This window comes from Streptomyces sp. AA4 (genome assembly GCF_000158875.1).
Classification (GTDB): domain Bacteria; phylum Actinomycetota; class Actinomycetes; order Mycobacteriales; family Pseudonocardiaceae; genus Amycolatopsis.
The window spans coordinates 5,453,557-5,478,032 of the sequence record NZ_GG657746.1; the positions used below are offsets into that span (position 1 = coordinate 5,453,557).

General features: G+C 69.0%; 15 protein-coding genes. 5 read left to right on the forward strand and 10 right to left on the reverse strand.

Annotated features, from left to right (window positions below; genetic code table 11):
• The first annotated feature begins 12 nt into the window (after positions 1 to 12).
• Both SSMG_RS24940 and SSMG_RS46365 read left to right on the forward strand, forming a co-directional pair.
• Positions 13 to 411 carry a YbaB/EbfC family nucleoid-associated protein gene (locus SSMG_RS24940; protein WP_009080593.1) on the forward strand — a complete coding sequence of 133 codons (399 nt, stop codon included), beginning with the start codon at positions 13 to 15 and terminating at the stop codon, positions 409 to 411.
• Positions 408 to 1,091: a hypothetical protein gene (locus SSMG_RS46365; RefSeq protein WP_009080595.1), complete on the forward strand. Its 684-nt coding sequence runs from the start codon at positions 408 to 410 to the stop codon at positions 1,089 to 1,091. The genes SSMG_RS24940 and SSMG_RS46365 overlap by 4 nt, the downstream gene beginning before the upstream one ends.
• Before the next feature lie 278 nt (positions 1,092 to 1,369).
• Here SSMG_RS46365 and SSMG_RS24950 read toward each other — a convergent pair whose 3' ends face one another.
• The 4 genes from SSMG_RS24950 to SSMG_RS45555 form a co-directional block, all read right to left on the reverse strand.
• Complete coding sequence (locus SSMG_RS24950) at positions 1,370 to 1,735, reverse strand: hypothetical protein (RefSeq protein ID WP_037714763.1); 366 nt, start codon at positions 1,733 to 1,735, stop codon at positions 1,370 to 1,372.
• Positions 1,736 to 2,233: 498 nt separating this feature from the next.
• On the reverse strand, positions 2,234 to 2,779 hold the full coding sequence (locus SSMG_RS24955; protein WP_037714766.1) for a hypothetical protein: 546 nt from the start codon (positions 2,777 to 2,779) through the stop codon (positions 2,234 to 2,236).
• An 828-nt stretch (positions 2,780 to 3,607) separates the two neighbouring features.
• Positions 3,608 to 4,129, reverse strand: a complete 522-nt coding sequence (locus tag SSMG_RS45550) for a hypothetical protein (protein ID WP_158688077.1) — start codon at positions 4,127 to 4,129, stop codon at positions 3,608 to 3,610.
• A 324-nt stretch (positions 4,130 to 4,453) separates the two neighbouring features.
• Positions 4,454 to 4,651: a hypothetical protein gene (locus SSMG_RS45555; RefSeq protein ID WP_158688078.1), complete on the reverse strand. Its 198-nt coding sequence runs from the start codon at positions 4,649 to 4,651 to the stop codon at positions 4,454 to 4,456.
• A 427-nt stretch (positions 4,652 to 5,078) separates the two neighbouring features.
• Between SSMG_RS45555 and SSMG_RS24975 the strand changes: the two genes are divergently transcribed.
• Positions 5,079 to 16,268 (forward strand): TcdA/TcdB catalytic glycosyltransferase domain-containing protein, encoded by an 11,190-nt coding sequence (locus SSMG_RS24975; protein ID WP_037714777.1) that lies wholly within the window; start codon positions 5,079 to 5,081, stop codon positions 16,266 to 16,268.
• A complete protein-coding gene (locus SSMG_RS24980) occupies positions 16,261 to 16,833 on the forward strand; it encodes a type VII secretion system-associated protein (RefSeq protein WP_009080599.1) in 573 nt (190 codons plus the stop codon). The genes SSMG_RS24975 and SSMG_RS24980 overlap by 8 nt, the downstream gene beginning before the upstream one ends.
• On the opposite strand, the gene SSMG_RS24985 is transcribed toward SSMG_RS24980, so the two are convergent.
• Positions 16,823 to 17,146 carry a S9 family peptidase gene (locus SSMG_RS24985; RefSeq protein ID WP_009080600.1) on the reverse strand — a complete coding sequence of 108 codons (324 nt, stop codon included), beginning with the start codon at positions 17,144 to 17,146 and terminating at the stop codon, positions 16,823 to 16,825. The genes SSMG_RS24980 and SSMG_RS24985 overlap by 11 nt on opposite strands.
• Before the next feature lie 374 nt (positions 17,147 to 17,520).
• Entirely contained in the window at positions 17,521 to 18,531 is a 1,011-nt protein-coding gene (locus SSMG_RS24990) for a helix-turn-helix domain-containing protein (RefSeq protein ID WP_009080601.1), read from the reverse strand.
• Positions 18,532 to 18,699: 168 nt separating this feature from the next.
• Between SSMG_RS24990 and SSMG_RS24995 the strand changes: the two genes are divergently transcribed.
• A complete protein-coding gene (locus tag SSMG_RS24995; protein ID WP_009080602.1) occupies positions 18,700 to 20,598 on the forward strand; it encodes a putative Ig domain-containing protein in 1,899 nt (632 codons plus the stop codon).
• Positions 20,599 to 20,746: 148 nt separating this feature from the next.
• Here the strand turns inward: SSMG_RS24995 and SSMG_RS25000 are convergent, their stop codons facing one another.
• The 4 genes from SSMG_RS25000 to SSMG_RS25015 are packed head-to-tail and all read right to left on the reverse strand — an operon-like array spanning position 20,747 to position 24,473.
• The gene (locus SSMG_RS25000) at positions 20,747 to 21,670 is read right to left on the reverse strand and encodes a ribokinase (protein ID WP_100266876.1); all 924 of its coding nucleotides are present in this window, start codon (positions 21,668 to 21,670) and stop codon (positions 20,747 to 20,749) included.
• Positions 21,667 to 22,701 (reverse strand): phosphotriesterase, encoded by a 1,035-nt coding sequence (locus SSMG_RS25005; protein ID WP_009080607.1) that lies wholly within the window; start codon positions 22,699 to 22,701, stop codon positions 21,667 to 21,669. The genes SSMG_RS25000 and SSMG_RS25005 overlap by 4 nt, the downstream gene beginning before the upstream one ends.
• Positions 22,694 to 23,689 carry a DMT family transporter gene (locus SSMG_RS25010; RefSeq protein WP_009080609.1) on the reverse strand — a complete coding sequence of 332 codons (996 nt, stop codon included), beginning with the start codon at positions 23,687 to 23,689 and terminating at the stop codon, positions 22,694 to 22,696. Before SSMG_RS25010 ends, SSMG_RS25005 begins: the two co-directional genes overlap by 8 nt.
• 31 nt (positions 23,690 to 23,720) lie before the next feature.
• Positions 23,721 to 24,473: a glutamine amidotransferase gene (locus tag SSMG_RS25015; protein ID WP_009080611.1), complete on the reverse strand. Its 753-nt coding sequence runs from the start codon at positions 24,471 to 24,473 to the stop codon at positions 23,721 to 23,723.
• Positions 24,474 to 24,476: the final 3 nt, after the last annotated feature.

Here is a 24,476-nt window from a genome sequence, read left to right on the forward strand (position 1 = left end):
CGGGAGGAGACCATGAGTTCGCACTACGAAAAGATGCTCGAGGACGCGATGGCGGCCTACCAGCATCAACGCGACCATTTCGACCAAACCCGCCAGGACGTCGAAGCCACCGCCAGCACAGTCACTTCCGCCCGCCGCGAGGTCGCCGCGACCGTCAGCCGCACCGGCGAATTGACCGAACTTTCCTTCCCCACCAGCGCTTACAAACGCATGGCCCCCGCGGAGCTGGCGTCGGTGATCGTGCAAACGATCTCCGCCGCCCGGCAGAAATCGATAGCCGCGGCCGCGGAAATGCTGGCCCCCATGCTGCCGCCGGGCATCGCCGCGCAGGACTTGATGAGCGGAAAAGTGGACGTCAACGCCCTCTTCTCGGCGCGAGTGCCGGGATTCGACGAAGGGAACCTGCCGTGACCGACCAGTTTTTCGTCGACGCCGACGGTCTAGACGGCGGCCGCGACGGTTTCGACGGCAAAAGCGCCGAACTTCGCACGCTGGCCCAGCGGGTGCAGAGCCTGGCGAACCCCGGCCGGATCCAGGACGCGGCCGGAAACGACAAGAACGGCAACGAATTCTCGAAAACGCACATCCAGTCGGCCGCGGAGATCTACGACGGGATCAACGCGTGGGCCTTGGCGGTGGAAGCGACCCGCGACGCGATCAGCGACATGGCGACGTCCTTCCGCGAGGCCGACCAGGGCGCGTACGACGGGTCGAACGCCCTGTTCAAGAACTTCACCGACCTGAACGAAAAGGTCCGCAAGGCCGATCCCGGCGACTCCTCCGACGCGCCGACCGAGGACCAGTACGCCGTCCGCGTCCGCGCGCGCATTGCGGACCACGGGACGGAACCCCTGCCCGGCGAGGAACCCCGCTTCCGGCACCTCTCGATCGGACGCCCGGTCCAGCACGAACTGGACGAGCGGGAAGGCGAGGTCACCCCGCTGGAACCGGCGAGGCTCTTCGTCCGTTCGGAAAAGCCGGTGCACGCGGCCGAGGAGACCCCCGGGACGTGGCTGGCTTCCGCGGGGCGGGCACCCGCGAAATCGATCCCCGCCGAACCGGCGATCCCCCCGGAAGAACCCCTTTCCTGATTTCCCGCCCGAGGAGGTGCCCCCGCGATGAGTCTCATGGTGGACCCCAGCCTGAACTGGGTGTTCTACATCATCGCGGGTGACGCCTGGCCGCAGGGAGACGAGGACAAAGCCCGCGAACTGGCCGCCGAATGGGATCAGGTCGCGCAGGAGATTTCCGCCGCCGGAACGGGTTTCAGCCAGCTGGCGGAACAAGTGGTCTCCAACGTGGGCGGCGAGGTGGCGACCAATTTCGCCGACTACGCCAACAAACTCAGCACCATGGGCGCCGGTTTCTCCTACCGGGCCCAGCAGCAAGCCGCCGCCCTGCGCGAGTACGCGCTGAATGTCGAAAACGCGAAATACGGCATTCTCATTTCCATCGCGGTCACCGCCGCGGACCTGATCTGGGCGATGACAAACCCGTTCACCGCCCCGCTGATCCCGGGAATCTGGGCAGCCGGGCGGACCGCGGTGATGCAGATCGAACGCTCGCTGATGTCGCGCCTGATGAGCCTGCTCTCGCGGGTCGCGCGCGAGGCCGCGCAGGAGGCCGCGGAAGAAGCGGCCGAGGAAATGCTGGCCGAGTTCATCCAGATCGCGCAAGGCAACCGGGACGGCTTCGACTGGAAGCAGATCGGCCAGAACGCGGCCTTGGGCGCCATCGGCGGAACGTTCGCCGCCGGCGCCCACAGCGGTCTGGGCAAGTGGGGCCACAACGTCTTCGGCGCGGCGGGGGTGGAAGCGGCCACCGAGGTAGTCGTAGGCCTAGCCGGCGCGGGTCTGTTCGGCGGCGACCTGGACAGCCTGGGCTGGGGCGCCCTGAACGGCGGCCTGAGCGGCGCCGCCACCCACGGCGCCCACCGCGCAGGACAAAACCTGCACAACAAACTCACCGGCGGCGGTGCTGACGGTGGCAGCGGAGGGAAGGGCCCGAACGATCCGGGCGGCAAGGGAGGGACCGGGAATATCAAGGTAGACCCGGTCAACGGGCCGAATGCCCCCGGCGGGTCTGGCGGGTCTGGCGGGTCTGGCGGGTCTGGCGGTACTCGCGGTTCCGGCCCTGGTGATTCGAACGGCTCCGGCAACTCTGGTCACAGCGGCAACAGTGCCGGTGGTTCCGGCCCCAACGGCAACGGCTCCAGCGGCTCCAGCAACTCTGGTCACAACGGCAACAGTGCCGGTGGCTCCAACGGTTCCGGCTCTAGCGGCAACAGCTCCAACGGCCCCGCCAACGCTGGCCCCAACGGCAACGGCTCTGGCAACAACGCCCCGCACGGCGACGGCCAGAACAACGCCCCCTCGCCAGGCCACAACCAGGGTCCGACGAACGACCCCACCGGCGGCTCGGCGAGCAGTTCGAACTCCGTCGGCGGCCCGAGCAACTCGACGAACGGCGGCACCGGAAGCAACTCCCACTCGACGAACGGAAATGCGACAACCGGAAACCCGAACTCCGCTACCAACTCGACGTCCACGAGCGGCTCCGCAAGCAACCCGCCCCCCACAGGAAGCCCGAACTCCAACCCGAACGCGGCCAACAACTCCAACTCCCCCGGCCCCAACTCCACGAACAACCCGGCTTCCCCGAGCGGTCCCAACTCGGCGAACCACCCCAACCCCGCGGACAGCTCAGGCTCGGCAACGCCGTCCAACTCCGCGAACACACCCAGCGGCAACTCCCACCCCGTCACGAGCAACACCCCCACGAACGACTCGGAAGGCAATCTCGTTCAAGGCGCGCCCGGCAGCACGCCTCCCCACGGCGAAAACCACAACGGGACCTACCTGTCCGGCAGCCAGAACTCCACGAACAGCACCGGCCCCGCCGCAACTGCCGGAAACCAGAGCACCAACCCGAACTCGAACCCGGGCACGAGCGCCACCCCGCCGTCCGGCACGACCACTCACCCGGAATCCACCCCCGCCAACCAAGGCGGGAACGGGACCGACCACGACGCCACCCCGCCCGCGTCCGCACCAGACCCGGGCGAGACCGGCGACCCCGCTTCACCGCCGTCCACGCCCGACTCGGTCAAGACCGGAAACCCCGCCCCGCCCCCGTCCACACCCGACTCGGTCAACGCCGAAAACCCCACTCCACCGCCGTCCACACCGGACTCAGTCAAGACCGACAACCCCGCCCCACCGCCGTCCACACCGGACTCAGTCAAGACCGGCAACCCCGCCCCGCCCCCGTCCGCGCCCGACGCGGTCAAAACCGGCAACCCGGCCCCATCCGCACCGGACTCGGTCAAGGCTGGAAATCCTGCCCCGCCGCCGTCCGCGCACGATTCCGTCGGGTCTCGAGACGCGACCCCACCCCTCTCGCGACCGGACTCCGGCACGACCGGAAACCCACCGGCCAATCCCGACCTCACCAGCACGAACGGCCGTCCCTCACTGGTCGGCCACCCCGTCTCGCCACCCACGCCCCAGCACGACACCGGTCTCCCCGGCTTCGGCGGTCACCAGAACGCGGCACCGCACCCCGCCACGGACCCTGTCCCGGTGAACGGCCCCGCAAACCCAGTTGCTCACTCCAACCCCGAGACCGCCCCCAGCCCCTCCGGCCACGCCACCCCGGGCCCCGCGACCAACGCTTCGCCGAACCCGTCGCTCAGCCCGAACGTCACCCCGTCTCCGAACCCGTCCACTGACCGCGCCTCCGGGGTAAACCCCTCCCCAGACTCCGTCCGCACCCCTGGCCCCACCACCGGCCCCAATTCCCCCGCCTCCACCGACCCGAAGCCGGTACCTCCGCCGACGTCAACCAGCGTCAAAGGCATCGACTCGACCCCGAGCCCCGCCCCGAAGACCACCGTCGACGGCCCGTCCCCCGCCACCCCAGGCCCGAGCCCCGCCCAGACCGCGGTGCCCCATCCCGGCTCGACGACCGGCAGTCCGACCCCGACTGCCGATCCGACCCCGGGCACCCACCCGAATCCGGTGAGCACCCCCGACTCGGACACCAAACCCGGCCCGAACCCGGCCGTTGCTCCGGATCTGGCCTCCAAATCCGGCCCGAGCACCCAGCCCAACCCGGAGTCGGTCGTCAAGCCCGCTTCACCGCCGGAGTCAGCCACCCACCCGACCCCAACACCGAACCCAGTCGCGCACTCGTCCTCGGCAGCCGAGCTCACCCCAACGCCCAGGTCTGCGAGCACCCCGAGCCCGGCTGCCAAGTCCGCCACCCCAACTCCGGACACCAGGCCCACACCAACGCCCAGCCCCGCCACCAACCCGAACCCAGCTGTCAAACCCGCCCCGACACCGAACCCAGTCACCAACCCGAACCCGGACACCACACCACCGCCGAAGCCGAACACGGATCCGGCCAGCCCGAAGCCCGCCGCCGAGCCGACTTCGGGCAGTCCCACCCCTCAGTTGCCCAAGAACGGATCAGCGCCGTCCCCGGCCAAGCCGATCGGCACCGAGCCCACCCCCGCCCCGCGCTCCCGCGACGACGCTGTTTCGCACCGGGACAACCCGACCGACGCGTCGAGGAAATCCGTCCCAGCGGCGAACCGCCAGAGCAGCACGCCCGCGGCCGCCGCCGCGAAGCCCGGGAAACCAACCACCGTAGCGAATCCCCCGCAGCGTGACGCCCACGCCCCGGTGCCCGACAAGCCGGTTTCCGGCCCCGACTCCTCGGGCCGCAACCTGCACACTCCCGTCGCAGCCCCCAAGAAGCCAGCTGCCGCAGCGAACCCACAGAGCGGCAAACCCCCCGCTCCCGAAAAGCCGAACCCGCAGAGCGACAACCCCATCGCCGCACCCAAAAAGCCAGCTACCCCAGCGAACCCGCAGAGCAGCAACCTCCACACCCCCATCGCGGCGCCCAAGAAGCCAGCCGCCCCGGCAAAGCCCCAAAGCAGCCTCCACACCCCAGTCGCGGCACCGAAAAAGCCCGCCACCGGGCCTGGACCGAACGTCGGCAAGCAGCCGCCCGTCACCGGCGGCAAGGGGGACTTCGCTCAGCACCTCAAGAACTTCAAAGTCACCGTCGTGCACGAAACCGGGATCATCGGCGACCTCGGCACCCGCAACGAAGGCAATCACGACAGCATTGGCGTAGTAGCCACCGTCGCCGCGACTCCGAACGACGATCTCCAAGCCATCGCGGAAAAGTACGCGACCGGGTTCACCGGCAACTCCGCCGACGGACGGTTCGCCCTCGTCATCGGGCTCAACGGAACACCGGGCACAGAACAAGCCATCACGCAGAAAATCCAGCACTTCCAGAATACCTGGAACAACCGCTTCCCGGTAGCGGTAATCGGGTTCACCTGGAAACACCCGAGCAACCCCGTCATCGACCAGAAGACCATCCCGTACGGCGGGATCCGCGAAACGATCGTCCGGAATCCGGTCACCGAGAAGCTCACGGAGCAGATCCGCGACAACGGCGGCGACAACGAGGTCTACCTGCACACGGGGGACGCCGACGTCCATTCGCTCGACACCCCCAGCGGGCCGCTGTTCGACGCGGTCAACACCGCGGTCCGGCAGAATCCCGAAGGTCCGCCGGAGGTGGTCAGCGGCGGTTACCAGGTCCGGCCCGGGGACGGGGACCTCGCGAACCGCGCCGCGCAACTGGATCTTGATGTTCGACAGGCATTGGCTGGGGTCGATTCCCGGGCGGTTTATTTTCCGGAGCCGAACACGTTCATCCGGATGCAGGGCAACAAGCTCGAAAACGACGCGACGTTCGGCACCAAGAACCCGAACACGGGCCACTTCGATTATGGGGCGAAGGAAGGCCAGGGGCTGGTCGATTCGGTCCTGTCGCAACGCAACCCGAGCTGGCAATACAGCGACCACCCGGCGGCCATCGCGAAATTCTCGTCCGAGCTCGCCATTCAGACCGACGGATCGCGCATCGCGGGCAAACTCGGCACCGATCCGAACGGCATCACCGCGCTGACGCAGAGTCACGCCAACGAAACGACCTGGTCCGACCAGATCGGCCATTATCTCGGAAATCACACGACTCTCGACCCGAATCTGGCGAAGATCGCCGCGAAAGCCGCGTTCGACGGGATCACGCCGGGCGGGCCAATGCCGAAACGGCCGGAGGTGTTTTCCGAGGTTGTCGCGAATTTGCCCAAGAACGAGCGGACTTCGCTGGTCAAGGGCATGAAGGAGAACGTCGACGACGGCAAGAAGCTCGCCGATCTGACACTCGCCACCCGGCAAGCGCTGGTCGACAACCTCAGCGGCAACCGTCCCGCGACTAGCCACACTCCGGCCGCTGCGCCGAAGAACGCGGCACCGGCGAATCCGCAGCCAAAACCGGAGAAGAGCCTCCCGGGGCCGAATGAATGGCACGGGCGTCGCGACACTGCACCGGTCACGCGCTTTTCCTCGGAGCGGTTCGACCCGATCAAGAAGATCGCCGAGCAGTTCACCGGCAACCGCGCGGGACTCAAGGGCGGGCAGCTCGCCGGCGCGATGGCGCACATCCGCTTCGACGTGCGCCGGTTCGAGATCGCGCCCGGCCAGTGGGTGCGCGAGCACACCATTCCGATCGACCTGACCTCGCACTCCGGCTCGGTCTCGCCCGCGCAGCGGGAACAGTTCGTCCAGAACCTGCAGGCCCACCTCGACGACTGGGTCAACCAGTCCTCCCGGCTGCCCGGCGGCGACCAGCTGCACGTCCGCCTCGACGTCCGCGTCGCCGACGACCTCCACCCCGACGACACCGGCTGGCAGGCCGACCCCGGCCGCCGGGTCCCGGTGAACCTGCACGAATCCACTGTGGACCCGGACACTCCGGACACGAACCAGCTCAACTGGGACGTCCACGACTCGCCTTTCGGCGTCACGCACGAGCTGATGCACTTCCTCGGCCTCGGCGACGGCTACCGCAACGACGAAATGCTCTTCAACCGCGACGACCAGCCCGGCGTGACGGGCCCGGACGCCTGGCACGATTCGCGGCTCAACCAGGGCAATCTCGCCCAGATCGAGCAGGTCTCGAACACCGCGAACATCCGCGACCACCACCTCGGCGACTCCCCCGCGCCGACCCCGCCACCGCGCCTCGACAACCCCCGCCCCGAGCCGGGGCCGGACAGCAAGCCGAACCTGCACACTCCGATCAAGGCCCCGCAGGACGCGAAGCAGCCCGGCAGCAGCCAGGACGCCCACGTCGAGCCCGGGCCAGACACCAAGCCAACCCCGCACAACCCCACCACAGGCGCGCAGGACCCCAAGCAGCCCGGCAGCACCCAAGACGCCCACGTCCAGTCCGAGCCAAGCACCAAGCCAAACCCGCACACCCCAACCACAACCTCGCAGGGCGCCAAGCAGCCCGGCTCCAGTCAGACATCTCACCAAAGCCCCAGGCACGAACACGACGGCGAACCGACCCCGCAAGCCCCCACCAGGTCCCAGCAGGACGCCGTCCTCGTAGCGGACGAGCAAACCGACAAGGAACCCGAAGAAGCACCCGACACCCGCCCCCTCGCCGACCGCCTGCCGGAGTTCGTCCGCAACGGCACCGCGCTCGGCTCCGTGGTCCCGGTCGACGTGCGCGGGGCCAAGGACGTCGGCACGAGCATCGAAAACCTCATCCACCGCCTCAACCCGAAGCAGCAGAACCCGCCCCGGACGCACGGCATCGACGCGATCACCGATTCCCTGTCCGGCCCCGAGTTCGAATCCTTCCTGGGCGACGGCCGCAAGCAGATGGTGCGCGCCGGCGAGAAGTGGTACGAGGTGCACGTCACCGCGGAACCCGACTTCGGGGCGGTCACCGCCGACCAGATCGCCAAACTCCCGCAGCCGACCATCGGCGACGTCAAGAACGAGGTCAAAACCACCCACGCCAGCCCGAACACCGACACCACCGCGAAGGTCGTCGGCAGCTCGTACTTCGCCCTCTTCCCGGCCGGTCCGTACGCGTCCGTCGGCGGCACCGCGCAACTCGCCAGCCCCTCTGCGGAGCACACCGGCACCACGACCGGCACCGAGCAGCGCGTGATCCGCACGGCGGGCGACATGCAGCGGGCCGATGCTCCGGTGACCTACCGGATCACGGTGCGCAACGAAACCGGCGGACTGGTCGGTTCCACTGTGGACGGCCAAGTCGGACTGGTTCTCTCCACCGACCTCGCCAACCTCAAGCAGGAAAAGACGGTCGGCGCCGAAAAACCGAAACCGGACTGGGCAAAGAAGATCGAATTCCTCTCCCCCGAGGCGGTCGACTTCGACGAGAACGCGCTCTTCGACCAGGTAAGCAAAAAACTCCATCCGTCGGTGACGAAATTCGGTGCCCCGGGCCGCACCGCACTGCGGGAATTCCTCAGTCGCGGCGGCGTCCGCAGCATGCTCGGCAGCGCGATGCAGGGCAGTCCGGCCGTATCGAACGACCTGCTCAGCCCGCACGGAGCCCACCGGGACGCGGTACAACTCTCGGCACGGCCGACCAAGGTCGAATACCTCGGCACGATCCCCGGAGACAGCGAACTGCGGTTCAACGACTCCTCGGTGAACGGCGGAAGCACCACCGTTTCGTCCAAATACGGCGGCGAGGTAAATGCGATCTTCGGCGGCGGATCCTATGTGCCCGGCGCGGTCGGCGGCGTCGGCGGGGTCAGCGGCAGCTATTCCCGGAAGGTCAACCAACAGTCCACAAGCGGCACCAGCTTCACCAACAAGTCCACAGTGAACGCGAAGGGCGACATCGGGCTGTACAAGGTGACCGTCGACCTCCAGGTCACCACCTCGAACGGGGAAACGACCAACGTCCAGGCCACTTCGTACACGCGCATGGGCCTGCCCGAGGCGAAGGCCCAGGGACTCCCGGTTCCGAAAAACACTCCGGCAAAGTTCAAGGACGTCGGCGCGCGCTACGAACCGCCGTATCTCGCTGCGGCCATGGCGGCCGGTACGGCCCGGCCCGGATCGTTCGAACCGGCGACCCGGGTCCAGCCACAGATCGAGAACGCGTTGCGGAACCTGCCGGGCGCGGACACATTCCTGCCCCGCTGGGACAAATTCCAAAGCGACGACCACGGTTCCAGCCGGGACATCGCCGAGCAGTTCGCGAACCTGCGGAAGATCACGTCCACGTTCTCGGTCGCCTCGCTTCGGGGCAAAATGGACAGTCTGTTCACCCAAGGCGTTTCAGCGCAACTGAAGCGGCGAGGACTGTTCACCGACGAGTACCTCAACGTCACGGTGAAAGCGAAGCCCGGTCCTGGTCGGCACCTCGGTCAAGCAGACGGCCGCTCCGTCAAGAACAGCAACGAAACCAGCCCCTCGCTCACCAGCGCGACCACCACCGAACGAGGCTGGACGGTCGGCGTCGAAGGCCGCGTGATCGTTCCGGCCGCCACCGCGGTCGCGAACCTCGGCATCAGCCCGACCGTCAACCCGCTGCAGTACTCGGACAACCGGACCTGGAAAAACTCCGGCGGCCCGACGGTCACGACGACGACCGGAAAGGGCGGACGCCCGGATTCGCAGGTCTTCGAGCACGACGTCGAATTCGAGGTCGAGATCACCAGCTACACCCGCCACCGGCCGTGGGTGCGGCGGCTGACGCCCGGATCGCCGTTCCGGGTCACGCCGAAGGTGTCCACAGTGGCCAAAACCGGCGACCCCGGCCTGCCGAAAATCAGCGGCAAAGTCGACTTGTGGCTCAACGACGGGGCCGCGCTCACTAAGGATCCGACCGAATTCACGCCGGGCAAGCCGGGCGTCGTCGCGATGGCGCCGAACGACACCCCGAGCATCGACGACCTGCTGACCCAGCAGCAGAACCAGCCGACGCCGAAGTTCCTGCACGTGGAAGCGTTTGCCAACACCGAGGCTCTGCGGGACGAGGCGCTGCGCCAGCTTCAGCGCGCGGCTGGCGGCGATGCCGTGCTCGGCCTGCCGGGCAGCGAAGCGCGCGCCCGCGTGGACCGGATGTTCTCGCCGGAGAACTTCCGCGGCCTCACGCCGAAGCTGCTCAAGCAGGGCGGGACGGCGAACGGATTCCGTTACGATCGCCGAGTCGCGGACCGGGTCGGCGGCCTCGGCATGGGCATTTCGCTGAGCAATCCGAAGCTCGTCGCGGTCTCCGAAACCGGCGGCGGCGACCGGACGTATTCCGGCGGCTCGAAGGCCAGTTACGAAGGCACGCACAAGCAATCCGTCGAAGCCAACGTGCAGCTCGGCCTCACCGTGCGGCCGACCGGCAGCGACGCGCACGGTCAGGGCCAGCTTTTCGGCACCGCGAAATGGAGCCCGTGGCAGCGCAGCTCCGGTTCGTCCCACGAGATCACCGCGAGCATCGACCACACCAACCGGTCCTCTTCGGACAGTCGCACGGTGCTGGTCCAATACGACTCGAACGTCCGGCTGATCGCGGAGAGCCGCCAGGAAGGCCTGGTCAACGGGTCGATTTCGCGAGCGGGCGCGGACGTCCGGCTGCCGGGTTCGGTCTTCGTGTCGATGACCGAGGACGAGGCTCGCGCGGAGGGGCTGCTTCCGCCGGTCGAGCCGCGAACCCCGGCGCCGGGCAAGCTTTCGGCGCCGCCGCTGGTCGGCGGCAAGTCCAGTTCGCTCGGTTCAGCGGTGCTGGAAGACGCTCCCAACCTGACGAAGCTGGTGCAGGACGCTCGGCAGCAGCTCGGCAAGCTCGGCGACAGGCTGCTGCCGAAATCCGTGCTGAACGATTCGATGAACAACCTTCAGCGAACGCTCGACACCGCCTCTCCGGAAGCAGTCACGTCCCTGGTGGACAGTGCGCTCGACGGTGGTGTGTCCCTGGTTGCCCAAGACCCCGGCGTGCTCTGGACCGACAATTACCAGATACTGCTCAAAGCGAAGATTCTCGACACGCAATTCCTGGGGGTGAAGCACGACGGCAGCGAGGTCGACCACGTCGTCAACGCGACCCAGACGGACAAGAAGAATTCCGGCCGCGGTTCGTCCTACGGCGGACAGGTCCGCGGGGCCGGCCGCGGTCTGTTCCAGGACAGCCAGGCCAAGGTCAGCGGTTACGACGGCGCGTACCTAGGTGCTTCCGGGACCCGCGCGAAGAGCGACCAGACCGTCGAGAACCAGACGACGACCACGGCGCTGACCTCGTCCTCGAGCGGCCCGTCGGCGCGGTACCAGCACCAGGTCCAGTTCGAACTGGTCGTCGCCCGGGACGGGCGCACCTACCCGGTCGCTTCGCAGGAGGCGACCGTGACGTCGCGGTCCTCTGCGGACGACCTCAAGATCTCCGGCGACGAGCAGTACCACACCAAACTGTACGGATCGCGGACGACCGAACTCAGCGCCGCGGAGTCCACTCCGGACCGTCTCTCAGCTTGGCAGCAGGAAGGTTTCGGTCCGCTGCCGAAGTCTTCGACCGTCGAAGGAATCCGCGGTGCCGCGGACGTGCGCGCTGCCGCGATCCGCGCGTTGCGTTTGGCAGGCGCGGGCAACGGACTCACCGGACCTGGCACCGGCGCGCACAACACGCTTTCGGCCGCGATCACCAACGAGACGCTGCAAGCGCATCTCCCGAACATGGTCGGCAAACCGTTCGCGACCCCGGATCTGCATTCGTCCGCGGTCACCGGGAGCAGCCACGCCTCGGTGACCGTGTACACCCGCGTGGTGAAACCGGATCTGGCCGGACTGAGCGATTCGGTCAAATTGGAGCGCTCGGACCAAACCGGGTCCACATTCACCGGCGAGGCCAAGGAAACGATCACCGGTGAGCTGCAGGGCAATATCGGGAACGGCGGCATCACCGATCCGGGCCGCGACGCGCATTCCTGGGGCGGGCTCGACGTCCGCGGCCCGATCGGCCGGAGCGATCCGACGTCCAGCACCGCCGCGGCGCAACGGTCCGTCGTCGGCAAGGACAAGGGCCGGACCGGACTGGTCGGGTTCGACGTCGAGTACCGGATCGTCGCCAAGGTCGACGGCAAGACCGCGGCGGTCGAGGTGCGGGTGCCGCAGTCCTCGCGGACGCGGATGAGCGAAACGGACCTGGAGCAGTCGCTCGGCCAACCGTTGCCGGCCAAGCTCGTTTCGGCACAGGACACCGTGAAGAAAGCCGCCGAGAATTGGCGCACCGCGGAGGAAGAGCTCGAAAAGGCACAGCGCGATTTCGATGACGCGTGGCTGTCCGAAAACGACAATGTGCGCACCACGACCGACGGTGCACGCGGGCTGCAGCTCCCGGTCGACGGCGACCCGGTGCAGCAAATGCGGCAAGCGGTGCAGACGGCGCAGAATGAAGCTCGCGATGCGGGGCAGGCGCTGCGCACGGGCAACGACGAGATCGCTCGGCTCAACGAGCTCGACGAACAGCTTCTTTCGCTAGCACTCAGCGAGGAACCCGGTTCTGTCGAGCAGAGCGATTTGGTCGCGAAGGCCTGGGACACGCAACGGCAGGTCCAGCAAATCCGCAACGAGCAGGCCGAACTGGTCCAGCAGCGGCAGGCCGCGCAGGACCGTGCCGCGCAGATCCTCGCCGTGCTGGACGAATACCGCAACAACCACACCGATCACACCGCGCGCCAGGACGACGCGGCCAACCGGATCCAGGAGGCCCGCGAGAAGGCCGACGAGGCTTTGCGGAACTGGTGGCAGGCCAAGTCCGAAGTGGACCGCCAGATCAACGCGCACACCTGGCCGCGTCCGCCGGAGAACACCCCGGAACAGCACCGCGAAGGGACCGTCGAAGCGAACGACACGGTGTCCGGCTGGGACGCCGACACCGATCGGCCCTACAGTTTCGCCCCTTCCGAGATCCAGGTCCGCCAGATCACCGACGGTTCCGGCCGGGTTCGCGCCGTCTCGTTCCTTCCAGCGAACGAGCACACCGAAAGCGTCGAACGGGACTGGGTCGCCACCAATTCCGGCACGGTCAGCACGCTTCCGGAAGGCGCGACACCGGAGAAGTTCGACCCGCTTCTCAAGCAGGCCAACGATACTGGAGCAAAGCCCGAACTTTCCGGACGCCGGTTCGGTGAATGGGCGGACAAGGCCGCGGCGCCGTGGGACGACGATTCCCTCTTCGTCTTCGCCCACGGACGCGAGCAGTCGGTCAAGGTGACTCTGCTCGGCGGACAGACCGTGCGGGTCAACGGCGACACGTTCGCCCGGATCGTCGCCCAAGCCGCGCCGCTGGCCCAAACCCATTCCGTCACGCTGATCGCGTGCAGCACCGGCCAGACCGCCGGCCCGGGCGGCCTCGCCCACGACTTCCAGCGCGCACTCGGCGAACTCGGCGGACCGTCCACAGTGCACGCCCCGACCAAGCCCGCGTTGTTCGGCCGGGGTTCGGCGACGCTGGGCAAGGCGATCGGCGCGACGGCTGGCTTCACCGCGGTCACCGACGGCGGTCATTTCCGTACCTTCGGCGATCCTTCGCCACAGTCCACGAGGGAGCCGACCGAGGAAACGCACTACTCCACCCCGGAAGATCTGGTGGCCGATCTGCGCCGGACCGCGGTCAACGGCCCGGTGCCCGCGCCGCTGCTCGGACCGGACCTGTTCGGCCTCTACCGCGCCCCGGAACCGCCGGATTTCCTGCGCGGACACGACTTCCGCACCCTCACCGCCGGACAGGGCATCAGCTTCCTGGACCTGCTCGACCTCACCAAGGGGTACCAGCTCAGCCGGGAACACTTCGATCCCGCCAACCTCGACGACAACCGCGAATGGACCCTGGAGAAGGAGCGGCCGGACGACCGGCTGTCCGCTTGGGCTCCCGGCGATGTCGAACCGCTCGCCAAAACCACCTCGACCCCGCTGCTGATGCACGCGATCTGGCTGGGCGGCCCGCTCAAGGACGCCGGCACCATGCACGCGTTCCGCCGCAATTTCGGCGACGCGGCGGACCGGCTCGGCGACGGAATCGTGCCCGTGCTGTGGACGGACGTGCCGCGCTGGCAAACCGAATTGGCGCTGACCACCGCCGCGCCGGAAGAAGGCCCGGACCCGCTGCACGACGTTCGCGACATGCTGCGCTGGGCAAGCGAGCACCGCGTCCAGCTGATCAATGTGGACGAGGTGTTCACCAGCGAGCATCCCATGCGGACACAGGAGTTCTACCTGTCCGAACTGGCCAAGCAAACCGGTCCGGGGTTCGCCGCGGCGAGCGACATCCTGCGGCTGGAGCTGATGCACCGGTTCGGCGGGCTCTACACCGACGGCGACAACGTCGTGCACGCCCTCGACGACGTCGTCCGCGCCGCCGAATCTGACGCTGGCTACGCGGTGCACCGGGTCGGCGGGAACATCGCGAATTCGGCGTTCACCATGTCGAAAGGACATCCGTTCGCCGCATCCTATTTGGACCAGCTGCGGGACAACTACGGGCAGACGCAAGCGAATCTGATGCCGCGCGAAGTCGACTCGCTCGGCCAGAATTTCTTCGCCACGCCGATGGGCCGCGTGCACCGGCAGTCGGTGATGTACCGCTCGGGTCCGGTCGCGATGACCGAAACGGCGCGCCGGATCGGCCTGAACTCCGCGCTCGAACTGCCGGGCATGACGGAGATCCGGATGAACAGCGACCACAGCTGGCTCCTGCCGCCGCAGGGAGATCCGGCCCCGCTGTCCGGCCGGTTCGAAACGCTGGAGCTGACCCAGCGCGTGATCCAAACGCTGGTCCGCGGCCTGCACAACCGCGACGGCGACCTGCATTTGACCGCGGTCGAGCCCGCCGTGCGCCGGCACGCCGAGCCGGACCTGGTATGGCAGGCGGCGTTGTCGTATATCTCAGCCGATCCGGAGCTGTCCGCGCTCGTGCGGACCGTGACCGACCGCAGCAGCTACACCGGCAAGGCGCACGACGTTCCGCTGCCGCCCGCCGCCCGTGCGCTGCTGACCATCGACGACAGCCGCGTGCATTACCACCTCGGTGAAGTCCAGCGCGCCGCCACCATGCACGCCGCCGACGCCGTCCTGGTCGCCGATACGCCGCTGGAGAACTTGATCGAGACGCTGCGTTCGACTGACGGTCCGGTCCCGCCGATCGAGGTCACCGGAACAGGGCCGGACGGGCGGGCGAACGCCACCGCCGCGGCGCGCCAGCTGGCCGGGAACCTCGCTGACGCGTTGGGTGCCGACGTGCTCGACCGCGTCCCGGTGAAGATCCGGGTGTCCGAAGGAGACGGACCGGTCCAGATCTCGTTCCGTCCCGCGCCAAGGGTGTTCCGCGGATTGGACGACGGTCCCGCGCCCGCGACACCTCGGCCCTGGGTGCACAACGGCCGCCCGGTCGGGGTGCACTATTCACCGTCCGATGTGTCCGTCTCTCCTGGACCGTCCTATCTGACCACCGATCCGGCAGCGGTCCGTGCGTTCACCGCGGAGTTGCGCACCAACGGCAGCGACCTTCCCGCCGACGCGGTCACCGTCCGGCTGTCGGCCGCCGAACACCCGACCGCGGACTACCTGCTCGACGGTACGGACCTGCTGCTCGAAGAGCTGGTGCGCACCGCGACGCACCGCTGGTGGTTCCGCCCGGTCCCGCCAGCCGGGCCGATCGCGCTGGGCGACCGGGACGGCACCGCCAAACTGCTCGGCTGGGTCCTCGCGGAACTCGGCCGCGGCGCCTCGGCCGCTTCCCTCGCCGAGGACGTCGCCCGGCACGAACGACCGGACCTGATCTGGACCGCGGCCCAGGAACTCGTCGCACTGTCTCCCCTCCGGTCTGCTCTCACCGAACAGCACGCCGCCCTGCACCTGCACGGCGTGCCCGACACCTTGCGGGGCAAGCCGAACGCCTCCGCAGTGCTCTCCGACCTGGCCGAAGCGACCCGCGACGGGGCCGACGTCGCCCGGATCGCCGAGGCCGTCGAGGTCCTGGACCGCCACGGCGCCCTCGACGCGGTTCTGAGCGTTCCAGGCGGCCGAGCGTTGCTGCTCGAAGAAATCGCCCGGATCGGCGACCGCCCGAACCCCGACCGTTACGCCCGGGACCTTGCCGCCACCGTCCAGAAGCTGACCGAGACGGACGCGGGCGCGTTCCGCACCGCACTGCGCGCCGCCCTCGACGGCCCAGGAACCCGACCGACGTTCCACCGGCTGAGCGTCGTCGGACTCGGCTGGCTGGACCGGTGGCACACGGCCGCGGCCATCCGCCGGTACCAGGCCGAGGAACGCGCCGCGTCCGCCCGCCAAGCCGCCGAACTGGCTGAGCTGGCAGAACTGGCCGCATCGGCGGAAGGAAGCCCCCGCGATGACTGAACGAAACCCGGTAAATTCGCCGGACACGAAGAAGGGACCAGCGATGTCCGAGGACCAGTGGGTGCTGCTGGTCGACCCGGCGTGGCATCCGGAGTCGACGGCCGACGGCGCCGAGGTCCCGAGCCCGCCGCCGCAGGCCGTGGTCGGCGGCTGGCTCGCGCGCGCGGACGGGTCCGTCAGCCGCTTCGAACCCAACCCGTCCTACGAACCGGCCGCGGAGGACTCCCCGACCGACCCGCTGGACGCCGTGCTCCGCCTGAGCGCCCGCGACGAGGCGGATTTCGACCAACTGGCCGCCGTCTTCCGCGAATCGGCCTTCGCCGTGGCCGTCGACACCGACAAAGCCCCGCTCATCGCGCCGTCGCCGGACAACATCCCGTGTCTGCTCGTCACGACCGCCCCGGCACACCGCCGCCGGGTCCGCGCGGCTGGCTGGCGCCCGGCCGGTCCCGTCGACCTGGTCCGCCTCCTCAACGAGTACGACGGCGTCGATCTGTTGCTCAACCCCGGAGCGCCGGGATGCCTCCGGCTGCTGGCCGACAGCGTCGAGGAAATCATGCGCTGACCAGCACCTCAGCGATCCAGTCGGCCATGTAGTCGGTGCCCAGCGACATGTTGCCGATCTGGCAGTGCTGCTCCCCGCCCTCGTCCGCGGTGAACCGGCGCAGTTCCCAGCGCGCACTGTTCACGCACCCCTCGTACGTGGACCACGCGTCGGAGACCGGGATCTGCTGGTCTTCCTCGCCGTGCGTGATCAGGATCGGCTGGGTGATCCGGTCCAGGATTCCGCGCAGGTGGAAGTCGCGCGTCGCCTCGACGCACTCCTCGATCGAACTCGTCCCGAACACCCACATCAGATGGTTGACCAGGTGCGGCACCGACGGCTGCGCGCCGCTCCCGGCGACCCGGTTGCGCAGGCGGGCGGCGAAGTCGTAGTTCGCTCCCCAGCAGACCCCGAGCTTGAACCGCGGCTCGAAGGCGAGCGCCCGGGCGGCGTGGTGTCCGCTGCGGGGGCCCGGCTGGCCCCCGAATGAGTCCTGTCATGAGGGCTCGCGTGCAGGGTCGGCTGGAACCGCCGGTCGGTGTTGATTCAGGCGCACCCAGGCCGCAAAAACCCCGACTCGCAGCCGCACTGCGCCCGGCTGACCGCTGACCAGTCATCGCGGGTCGCGTGGCACCAACAGAAACCGGCCCACCTATCCCGCAGATAAGGAGCCGCCACCTCAACCAAACCCGAACAACCACGCGGCTCTCACAACGGCACCGACCGCACCGCCGAAGCGCCCGGCTGATGGTCCACCGAAAGCCAGTCATTCCGAGTCGCGTGCAGTGCGAGCTGAAACCGGTTCGCCGCCCCGGTGCGGGCCATCAGGTTCTCCAGATACCGGAACATCGTCCGCCTGCTCACGCCGAGCACCCGGGCGACCTGGTCGTCGGTCAGCCCGGCCGCGAGCAGTGCCAGCAATCGTCGTTCGCTGGGGCGGATTTCGGGACCGGAGGCGTCGGCGGCGAGGCCGAGCGGCAGTGCGACCTGCCAGCACATGTCGAAGAGCCCGGCCAGCGCGTCGAACAGGCCGCAGGAGCGGATCAGCAGCACCGTCCGGTCCGCGCCGGACAGGGCCGCGCAGTCGTCGACGATCAGGAGTTTCACCGGGACCTCCGGCAGCACCCGGGCCTCCTCGCCGCTTTTGCCGCAGGGCAGGATGTTCGCCTCGACGTACTCGGGGCGTTCCAGCGCGAGCCTGCCGTAGACGGCGCGGTAGCGGACGCCTCGCGCCAGGTTCTCCAGTTCGATCTCGTTGGCGTCCGCGTCGGCGTAGTACGGCGGCGAGTCCAATCCGCGCACTTCGGCACGCGCCGATCGCTCCAGTTGCCGCACCCGTTCGGCGGCCGCGGTGCCGCTGACCACCTCGACCATCGGGTCGGCGGCGTAGCTGGCCGCGGGCCTGCGGTATTGCTCGTACAGCCGCGTCATCGCCGCGCGGGCTCCGGCCAGTTCCGCCTCTCGTTGCCTGGCCAGCACTTCCAGCACCGGTTCCGGGCGCAGCGCGGACATCGGCGAACCGGGTCCGTCGACCGGGCCGGCCAGTCCGATCCCGGCCAGCACCGCCAGCACGCGGCGCACCTCGCCGGGGTCGCGGCCGGTGTCGTCCGCCAAGCGGTCCGGCGGAACCGGGCCCGACGAAAGTAGGTCGAGATAGATTTCTGCTTCGTCCGCTTTCAGCCCGAGCGTCAGGAGATGGCCGATTGCTTCGGGAACCATTCGGAGGCACCTCCACCGGGCTGGCCGACACCATTGCGCCACTGGCACCAGCGCGTCACCGCCAGGGCTGAACGAACTGTAGACAACGGGACACCGAATGGCCCGACGCCGTTCGCAGGAAATTCCCTGGGAGGGATCGTGTCCCGTTCAGCCCGAAGAATCCTTGCCATGGCCGGTTTCGCGGCCTTGGCCTTGACCGCCCCGGCCCTGCCCGCCGTGGCGGCGCCCGCGCCCGCCGCGGCGCATCCCACCGCCCGCGTCTGCGCCGAGAAGCCGAAGCCCGGCATGGTCACGTGTTTCGCCGAACGCCAGACCGACACCATGCGCGCGCTGCTCTCCCCGGGCGCGCTGCCCAGCGGGTTCGGCCCCGCGGACCTGCGCTCCGCCTACAACCTCACCGCCGCGGGCAGTTCCGCGGCCACGGTGGCCATCGTCGACTCCAACGACGACCCGAACGCTGAATCGGACCTCGCGAGCTACCGCTCCACCTACGGTCTCCCGCCCTGCACCACCGCGAACGGCTGTTTCACAAAGGTGAACGAAAACGGGCAGACCAGCCCGCTCCCGGCCGCCGATTCCGGCTGGGCGGGCGAAATCTCGCTCGACGTCGACATGGTTTCGGCGATCTGCCCGAATTGCCACATTCTGCTCGTCGAAGCGAACCAGCCGAGCATGGCCGATCTCGGCACCGCGGTGAACACCGCCGTGTCGATGGGCGCGAAATACGTCTCCAACAGCTACGGCGGCGGCGAGGACGGTTCCGAACCCTCGTCCGACTCGAGCTACTTCCACCACCCGGGCGTCGCGATCACCGCGAGCACCGGCGACAACGGCTACGGCATCAGCTACCCGGCCTCGTCGCAGTACGTGACCGCGGTCGGCGGCACCTCGCTGACCCGCAACAGCAGCGCGCGCGGCTGGGGCGAAACCGCGTGGAGCGGCGCGGGCAGCGGCTGCTCGGGCTACGTGGCGAAGCCCGCGTTCCAGAACGTGACGACCGGCTGCGGCAAGCGCGCGGTCGCCGACGTCTCGGCCGTGGCCGACCCGCAGACCGGCGTCGCGGTCTACCAGACCTACGGCGGCAGCGGCTGGGCTGTGTACGGCGGCACCAGCGCGTCCGCCCCGATCATCGCGTCGGTGTACGCCCTCGCCGGCACGCCCGGCGCGTCCGACACCCCCGCCGCCTACCCGTACTCGCACACCGGAAACCTCAACGACGTGACCTCCGGCAGCAACGGCAGCTGCTCGACCCCGGTGCAGTGCAACGCCGGCCCGGGCTGGGACGGCCCGACCGGCCTCGGCACTCCCAACGGCACCGCGGCGTTCAGCGCGGGCGCCCCGAGCGGCGGCGTCACGGCGAACAACCCGGGCAACCAGAACGGCGTCGTCGGCACCGCGGCGAGCCTGCAGCTCTCCGCGTCCGGCGGCAGCGGCGGCTACACCTGGACCGCCAGCGGCCTGCCCGCCGGACTGTCGATCAGCTCCGGCGGACTGATCTCCGGCACGCCGACCACCGCGGGCACGTACTCGGTGACCGCGACCGCCAAGGACTCCTCCGGCGCCACCGGCTCCACCACGTTCAGCTGGACGATCGCCCCGACCGGCGGCGGCACCTGTTCCGGCCAGAAACTGGGCAACCCCGGCTTCGAGAACGGCACCAGCCCTTGGACCGCGTCCGCCGGCGTGATCAGCACGTCGTCCAGCGGCGAAGCCCCGCACAGCGGCAGCTACCTCGCCTACCTCGACGGCTACGGCAGCGCGCACACCGACACGGTCTCGCAGTCGGTGACCATCCCCTCGGGCTGCCACGCCACGCTGAGCTACTACCTGCACGTCGACACCGCCGAAACGACCACCACGACGGCCTACGACAAGCTGACCGTCAAGGCCGGTTCGACCACGCTCGCCACCTACTCGAACCTGAACCAGGCGAACGGATACCAGCTGCACACCGTTGACATGTCGGCCTTCGCCGGCCAGACGGTGACGATCACCTTCACCGGCACCGAGGACTCGAGCCTGCAGACGTCGTTCTGCCTCGACGACACGGCGCTGACCGTGAGCTGAAACTGAACGAGAGGAAGGGCCGTCCCGTACGCGGGGCGGCCTTTTCCATACGGGGCAAGGAATCAACGGACGCGGGGCAAGCGCCGTGGCACCACGTATCGAGCACTGCACGGGCCCTCAGCACCCACCAATTCAGCACCGCAACCGGTCAGGTGTCGAGCACCTCCGCCAAGGTTGGCAGCGACGGATGCGCCCCGTGCCGCGTCACTACGACCGCGGCGACCTTTGCGGCGAAGGCGCAAGCCGTCACGACATCGGCGGTCTCCGGCGCACCGGGGATCTCCGCGAGCCGGGCCGCGAGGGCGCCGACGAACGAATCCCCTGCGGCAGTAGTGTCGACCGCCTGGACAGCGACCGCCGGGACGTGCGTGGACGACGACGCGTCGAGGACTGCGCAGCCCTTCGCGCCCAGCGTCACGATCACCCATCGGCAGCCTGCCGCGAACAATTCGGCGCTGCCGCCCCGCAAACCGTTGTCGTTAAAGGGGTCTTCGCCGGTGAGCTGGCGGAACTCGATCTCGTTCGCCACCACCACATCGCTGAACGGCACCAGCTTTCCGGCTGCGTCGGCGGCGGGCGCGGTGTTGAGGATCGTCAGCACGCCGCGCTCGCGAGCGGCCGCGAAGGCGCGTTCCGTCGCGTCTGCCGCGGCCTCCAGCTGGCCTACGACAACCCGAAGGCCGGGCAACTCGCCGATCGCTGTTTCGGCTGCGGGGGCGGGAATGTCGGCGTTCGCTCCGGCCACGACGACGATCGAGTTGACGCCCTCCGCGTCGACCGTGATCGCGGCCCGGCCGGTGGGCAGCGGCGACCGGCGCACGTGGGTGACGTCGATGCCTTCCGCGACAAGGGCTTTCAGGTACTCGTCGCCGTCCTCGTCCTGGCCGACGCAGCCGAGCACGGCCACGTCCGCGCCGAGCCGGGCGGCGGCGACCGCCTGGTTGCCGCCTTTTCCGCCCAGTTCCCGGCTCGTCGAGAAGCCCAGGAGCGTCTCCCCCGGCTCGGGAATCCGCGGCGCTTGGACGATGTGGTCGACGTTGAGCGACGCGACGACCGCTACTGCCGGGCTCATGCGGTCAGCCATCGCGCCGGGACGTCTCGCATCAGCCGGGCCACGGCGTCCGCCGAAACGCCTTCGGCTTGAAGCAGATCGGCGAAGACGGTCGGCACGAAGACCAGGCCGTTTCCGCCGTTGTGCGTCCACATCTGCTTCAGGAACAGATCGTGCGACAACATGATCTGGTCCCCGAAACCCTCGTGCACCCACCGGGCCACGGCGTGCGCGGTCTGGGCGACCGTCGGGGCCACGCCTTCGCCGGGGAACGAGATGTCGAGGCCGATCATGTCGAACTCCAGCAGCACGCCGCGTTCGAGAAGCTCCCGCTGGTAGCCGGGATCGTCGCCGGACGGATCGCTGTGCGCCAGCGCGACTTTGCCCGCGACCGCACCGCATTCGTCCAGCACCAGGTCGAGCACCTCGTGCCCGCGGCGTTGCCAGCCCGGCAGATGAATGTTGAGCCCGACGTCCGGCCGGGCCGCCTGCGCGAGCGCGGCGGCACGCAAGGAAGCCCGTTCTCCGTCGGTGAACAGCGGGGAGACGCCGACCTCGCCGATGACGCCGGCTCGGATCCCGGTGTCCCCCACGCCCTCGTCCAGCTCCGAGAGAATGCGCGAGGTCTGCGCTTCGACGGCGACCGCGGTGATGCGCTCGCCCTCGAACTTCTCCAGGTACGCGCCGGTGCCCATGATGACGTTGACGCCGGTCGCCTCGGCCACCGCCGCCAGCGCTCGCGGATCCCGGCCGATCGCCGCGCTGCCGGTCGCGTCGACCACTGTGCCGCCGCCCGCCGCGGCGAACGCGGCCACCTCGCGCACGACGCTCGCGTGGTCTTTCACCGCCACATTGTCGGCGCAGCAGTACGGATCCTGGCGAAGCAGGAACTGCCACTCCGGCCCCACTTCCGCCTCGACGAGCCGCCGGGTGGAGGCGTAGGAGGGCTCGGCGACCGCGGAGGACAGGTCGTTGAAGAGGTGTTCGTGCGGCAGCACCAGCCCGAGGTCCGCCGCGTCGACCGCACCGAGGACGCCGCGCACCTCACCCACGAGGCACCTCGGCCGGCTGGGCGAGGACCGCGGGTTCGGCCGTGTGCCGCGAGGGAATCATCGCGATCGCCGCGGCCGCCAGCGCCACGAGCGCGCCGAGGACGGTCACCAGGTGCAGGCTGGAACCCGCCGCGGGAGCGACGACCTCGAGCAGCAGCGAGCCGATGAGCTGACCGGCCGTGGAGGCCAGCCCCAGCAGCAGAAGCCCCAGACCGCGCACCAGCAAAGCCATCAGCGCGATCGACAGGAGGCCGAGCGGCCCGCCGAAGTACATCCACCACGTGCCCGGCAAGGCGAAGTGCGCGCCCGCGGCGACCATCCGCACCACGTACACGAGACCGAGCGCGACGAAGCCGATCAGGAAGTTCCAGGTGATGGAGATGAACATCGACCCGGACAGCAGGCCGATCTCGGAGTTGCCCGCGGGCTGCCAGCCGGCGAGCAGGCCGCCGACGAACGGCATGACCGCCAGCGCGATCATGTGCGGGGCCGACCAGTTCGGCGAAACGACCAGCACCGTGGCGCAGATGGCCAGGATCGCCCCGGCGACGCGCGGCGCGCTCATCGCCTGCTTGAACGGGACGCCGATGCCGAGCCGGTCGCACACCACGCCGGAGATGACCATGCCGGAGATCAGCGAGGTCTGGAAGATCGCCACCCCGAGGAAGCCCACCGTCACGCCCTCGGACAGCACGATCACCGCGCCGCACAGGCCGGCGAAGAAGTTCCAGCGCGGGATCTCGCCGCGCACCAGCTGACCCGGCAGCCGGAAGAACGCGGTGCGCGTACGGGCGCGCGCCAGCACGATGACCAGCATCAGCACCAGGCCGGTGCCGAAGGACACCAGCGCGGCGGCGTGCCCGTCGCCGAGCGCGGTGCCGAGATGTCCGTTGACCAGCGACTGCAACGGGCCGAGCATGCCGGCGAAGACGGTCGCGATCGTCAGCACGACGACCGAGGTCGCGCGGCGGGTGGGTGACGTACTCATCGAATCCTCCTTGATCCCGAGTGCGCGCGGCTCAGCTGTCGCGTCCGGCGAGCCAGGTCAGCGCCTGGGCGAAAAGCTTGCGGTACCCGTCCCAGCTCATGAACTCCTCCGGAGCCCAGTGCGGGGAGATGTCCGACGTGAACGCGAGGGTGCGGCCCTTGCCGACCCGGCGCGCGGCCAGCATGACGTCGCCCTCGACGGTGGCCAGCAGTTCGGCGTCCGGCTTCAGCGTGGTGTGCTGGTAGCCCAGCAGGATCGGCCATTCCGGGTCCAGCCCGGCGACCACCGGATGGTCCGCCCGCACGACCTGGGCGCGGACGCCCTCCGGGGTTTCGACGCGGTCGTCGAACGGGTCGAGGTCGACCGGGAGGATCTCCTCGATCGGCGTGCGGTGGTAGTTCGCCTTGCCCTCGAAGCCCTGGAAGCTCAGGTAGCCGCCGGCCATCATCAGGCCGCCCCCGCCCTGGACCCATTCGCGCAGCAGCTTCAGCCGGTTGGGCGTCGGACGGCCGCGGGTGAACGTGTCCGGGTGCAGCAGCAGGGTGTTGGAGCCGACGTCGGAGAGCAGCACGACGTCGTAGGCCCCGAGTTCCTCCAGCGTCTGCGGGAATTTCTCGGCGACGTCGTGCGAACGCAGGTGAGTCACCTCGACCCCTTCCGCCGCCAGCGCCGCCAGCAGCCGCTCGCACCCGATCTCCACCTGCGTGTGCGCGAACGGGTCGTATCCCTTGTGGTCGATCGTCGCACTGACCCACGACTCCCCCGCTAGCAGGACCTTGACCATCGA

What these genes read in the sequence shown, in the direction of transcription:
- SSMG_RS24940 (WP_009080593.1), top strand. Translation starts at nt 13, where the DNA reads ATGAGTTCGCACTACGAAAAGATGCTCGAGGACGCGATGGCGGCCTAC.
- SSMG_RS25000 (WP_100266876.1), bottom strand. Translation starts at nt 21,670, where the DNA reads ATGAGCCCGGCAGTAGCGGTCGTCGCGTCGCTCAACGTCGACCACATC.
- SSMG_RS24980 (WP_009080599.1), top strand. Translation starts at nt 16,261, where the DNA reads ATGACTGAACGAAACCCGGTAAATTCGCCGGACACGAAGAAGGGACCA.
- SSMG_RS25015 (WP_009080611.1), bottom strand. Translation starts at nt 24,473, where the DNA reads ATGGTCAAGGTCCTGCTAGCGGGGGAGTCGTGGGTCAGTGCGACGATC.
- SSMG_RS24950 (WP_037714763.1), bottom strand. Translation starts at nt 1,735, where the DNA reads ATGGCGCCCAAGGCCGCGTTCTGGCCGATCTGCTTCCAGTCGAAGCCG.
- SSMG_RS24995 (WP_009080602.1), top strand. Translation starts at nt 18,700, where the DNA reads ATGGCCGGTTTCGCGGCCTTGGCCTTGACCGCCCCGGCCCTGCCCGCC.
- SSMG_RS24990 (WP_009080601.1), bottom strand. Translation starts at nt 18,531, where the DNA reads ATGGTTCCCGAAGCAATCGGCCATCTCCTGACGCTCGGGCTGAAAGCG.
- SSMG_RS25010 (WP_009080609.1), bottom strand. Translation starts at nt 23,689, where the DNA reads ATGAGTACGTCACCCACCCGCCGCGCGACCTCGGTCGTCGTGCTGACG.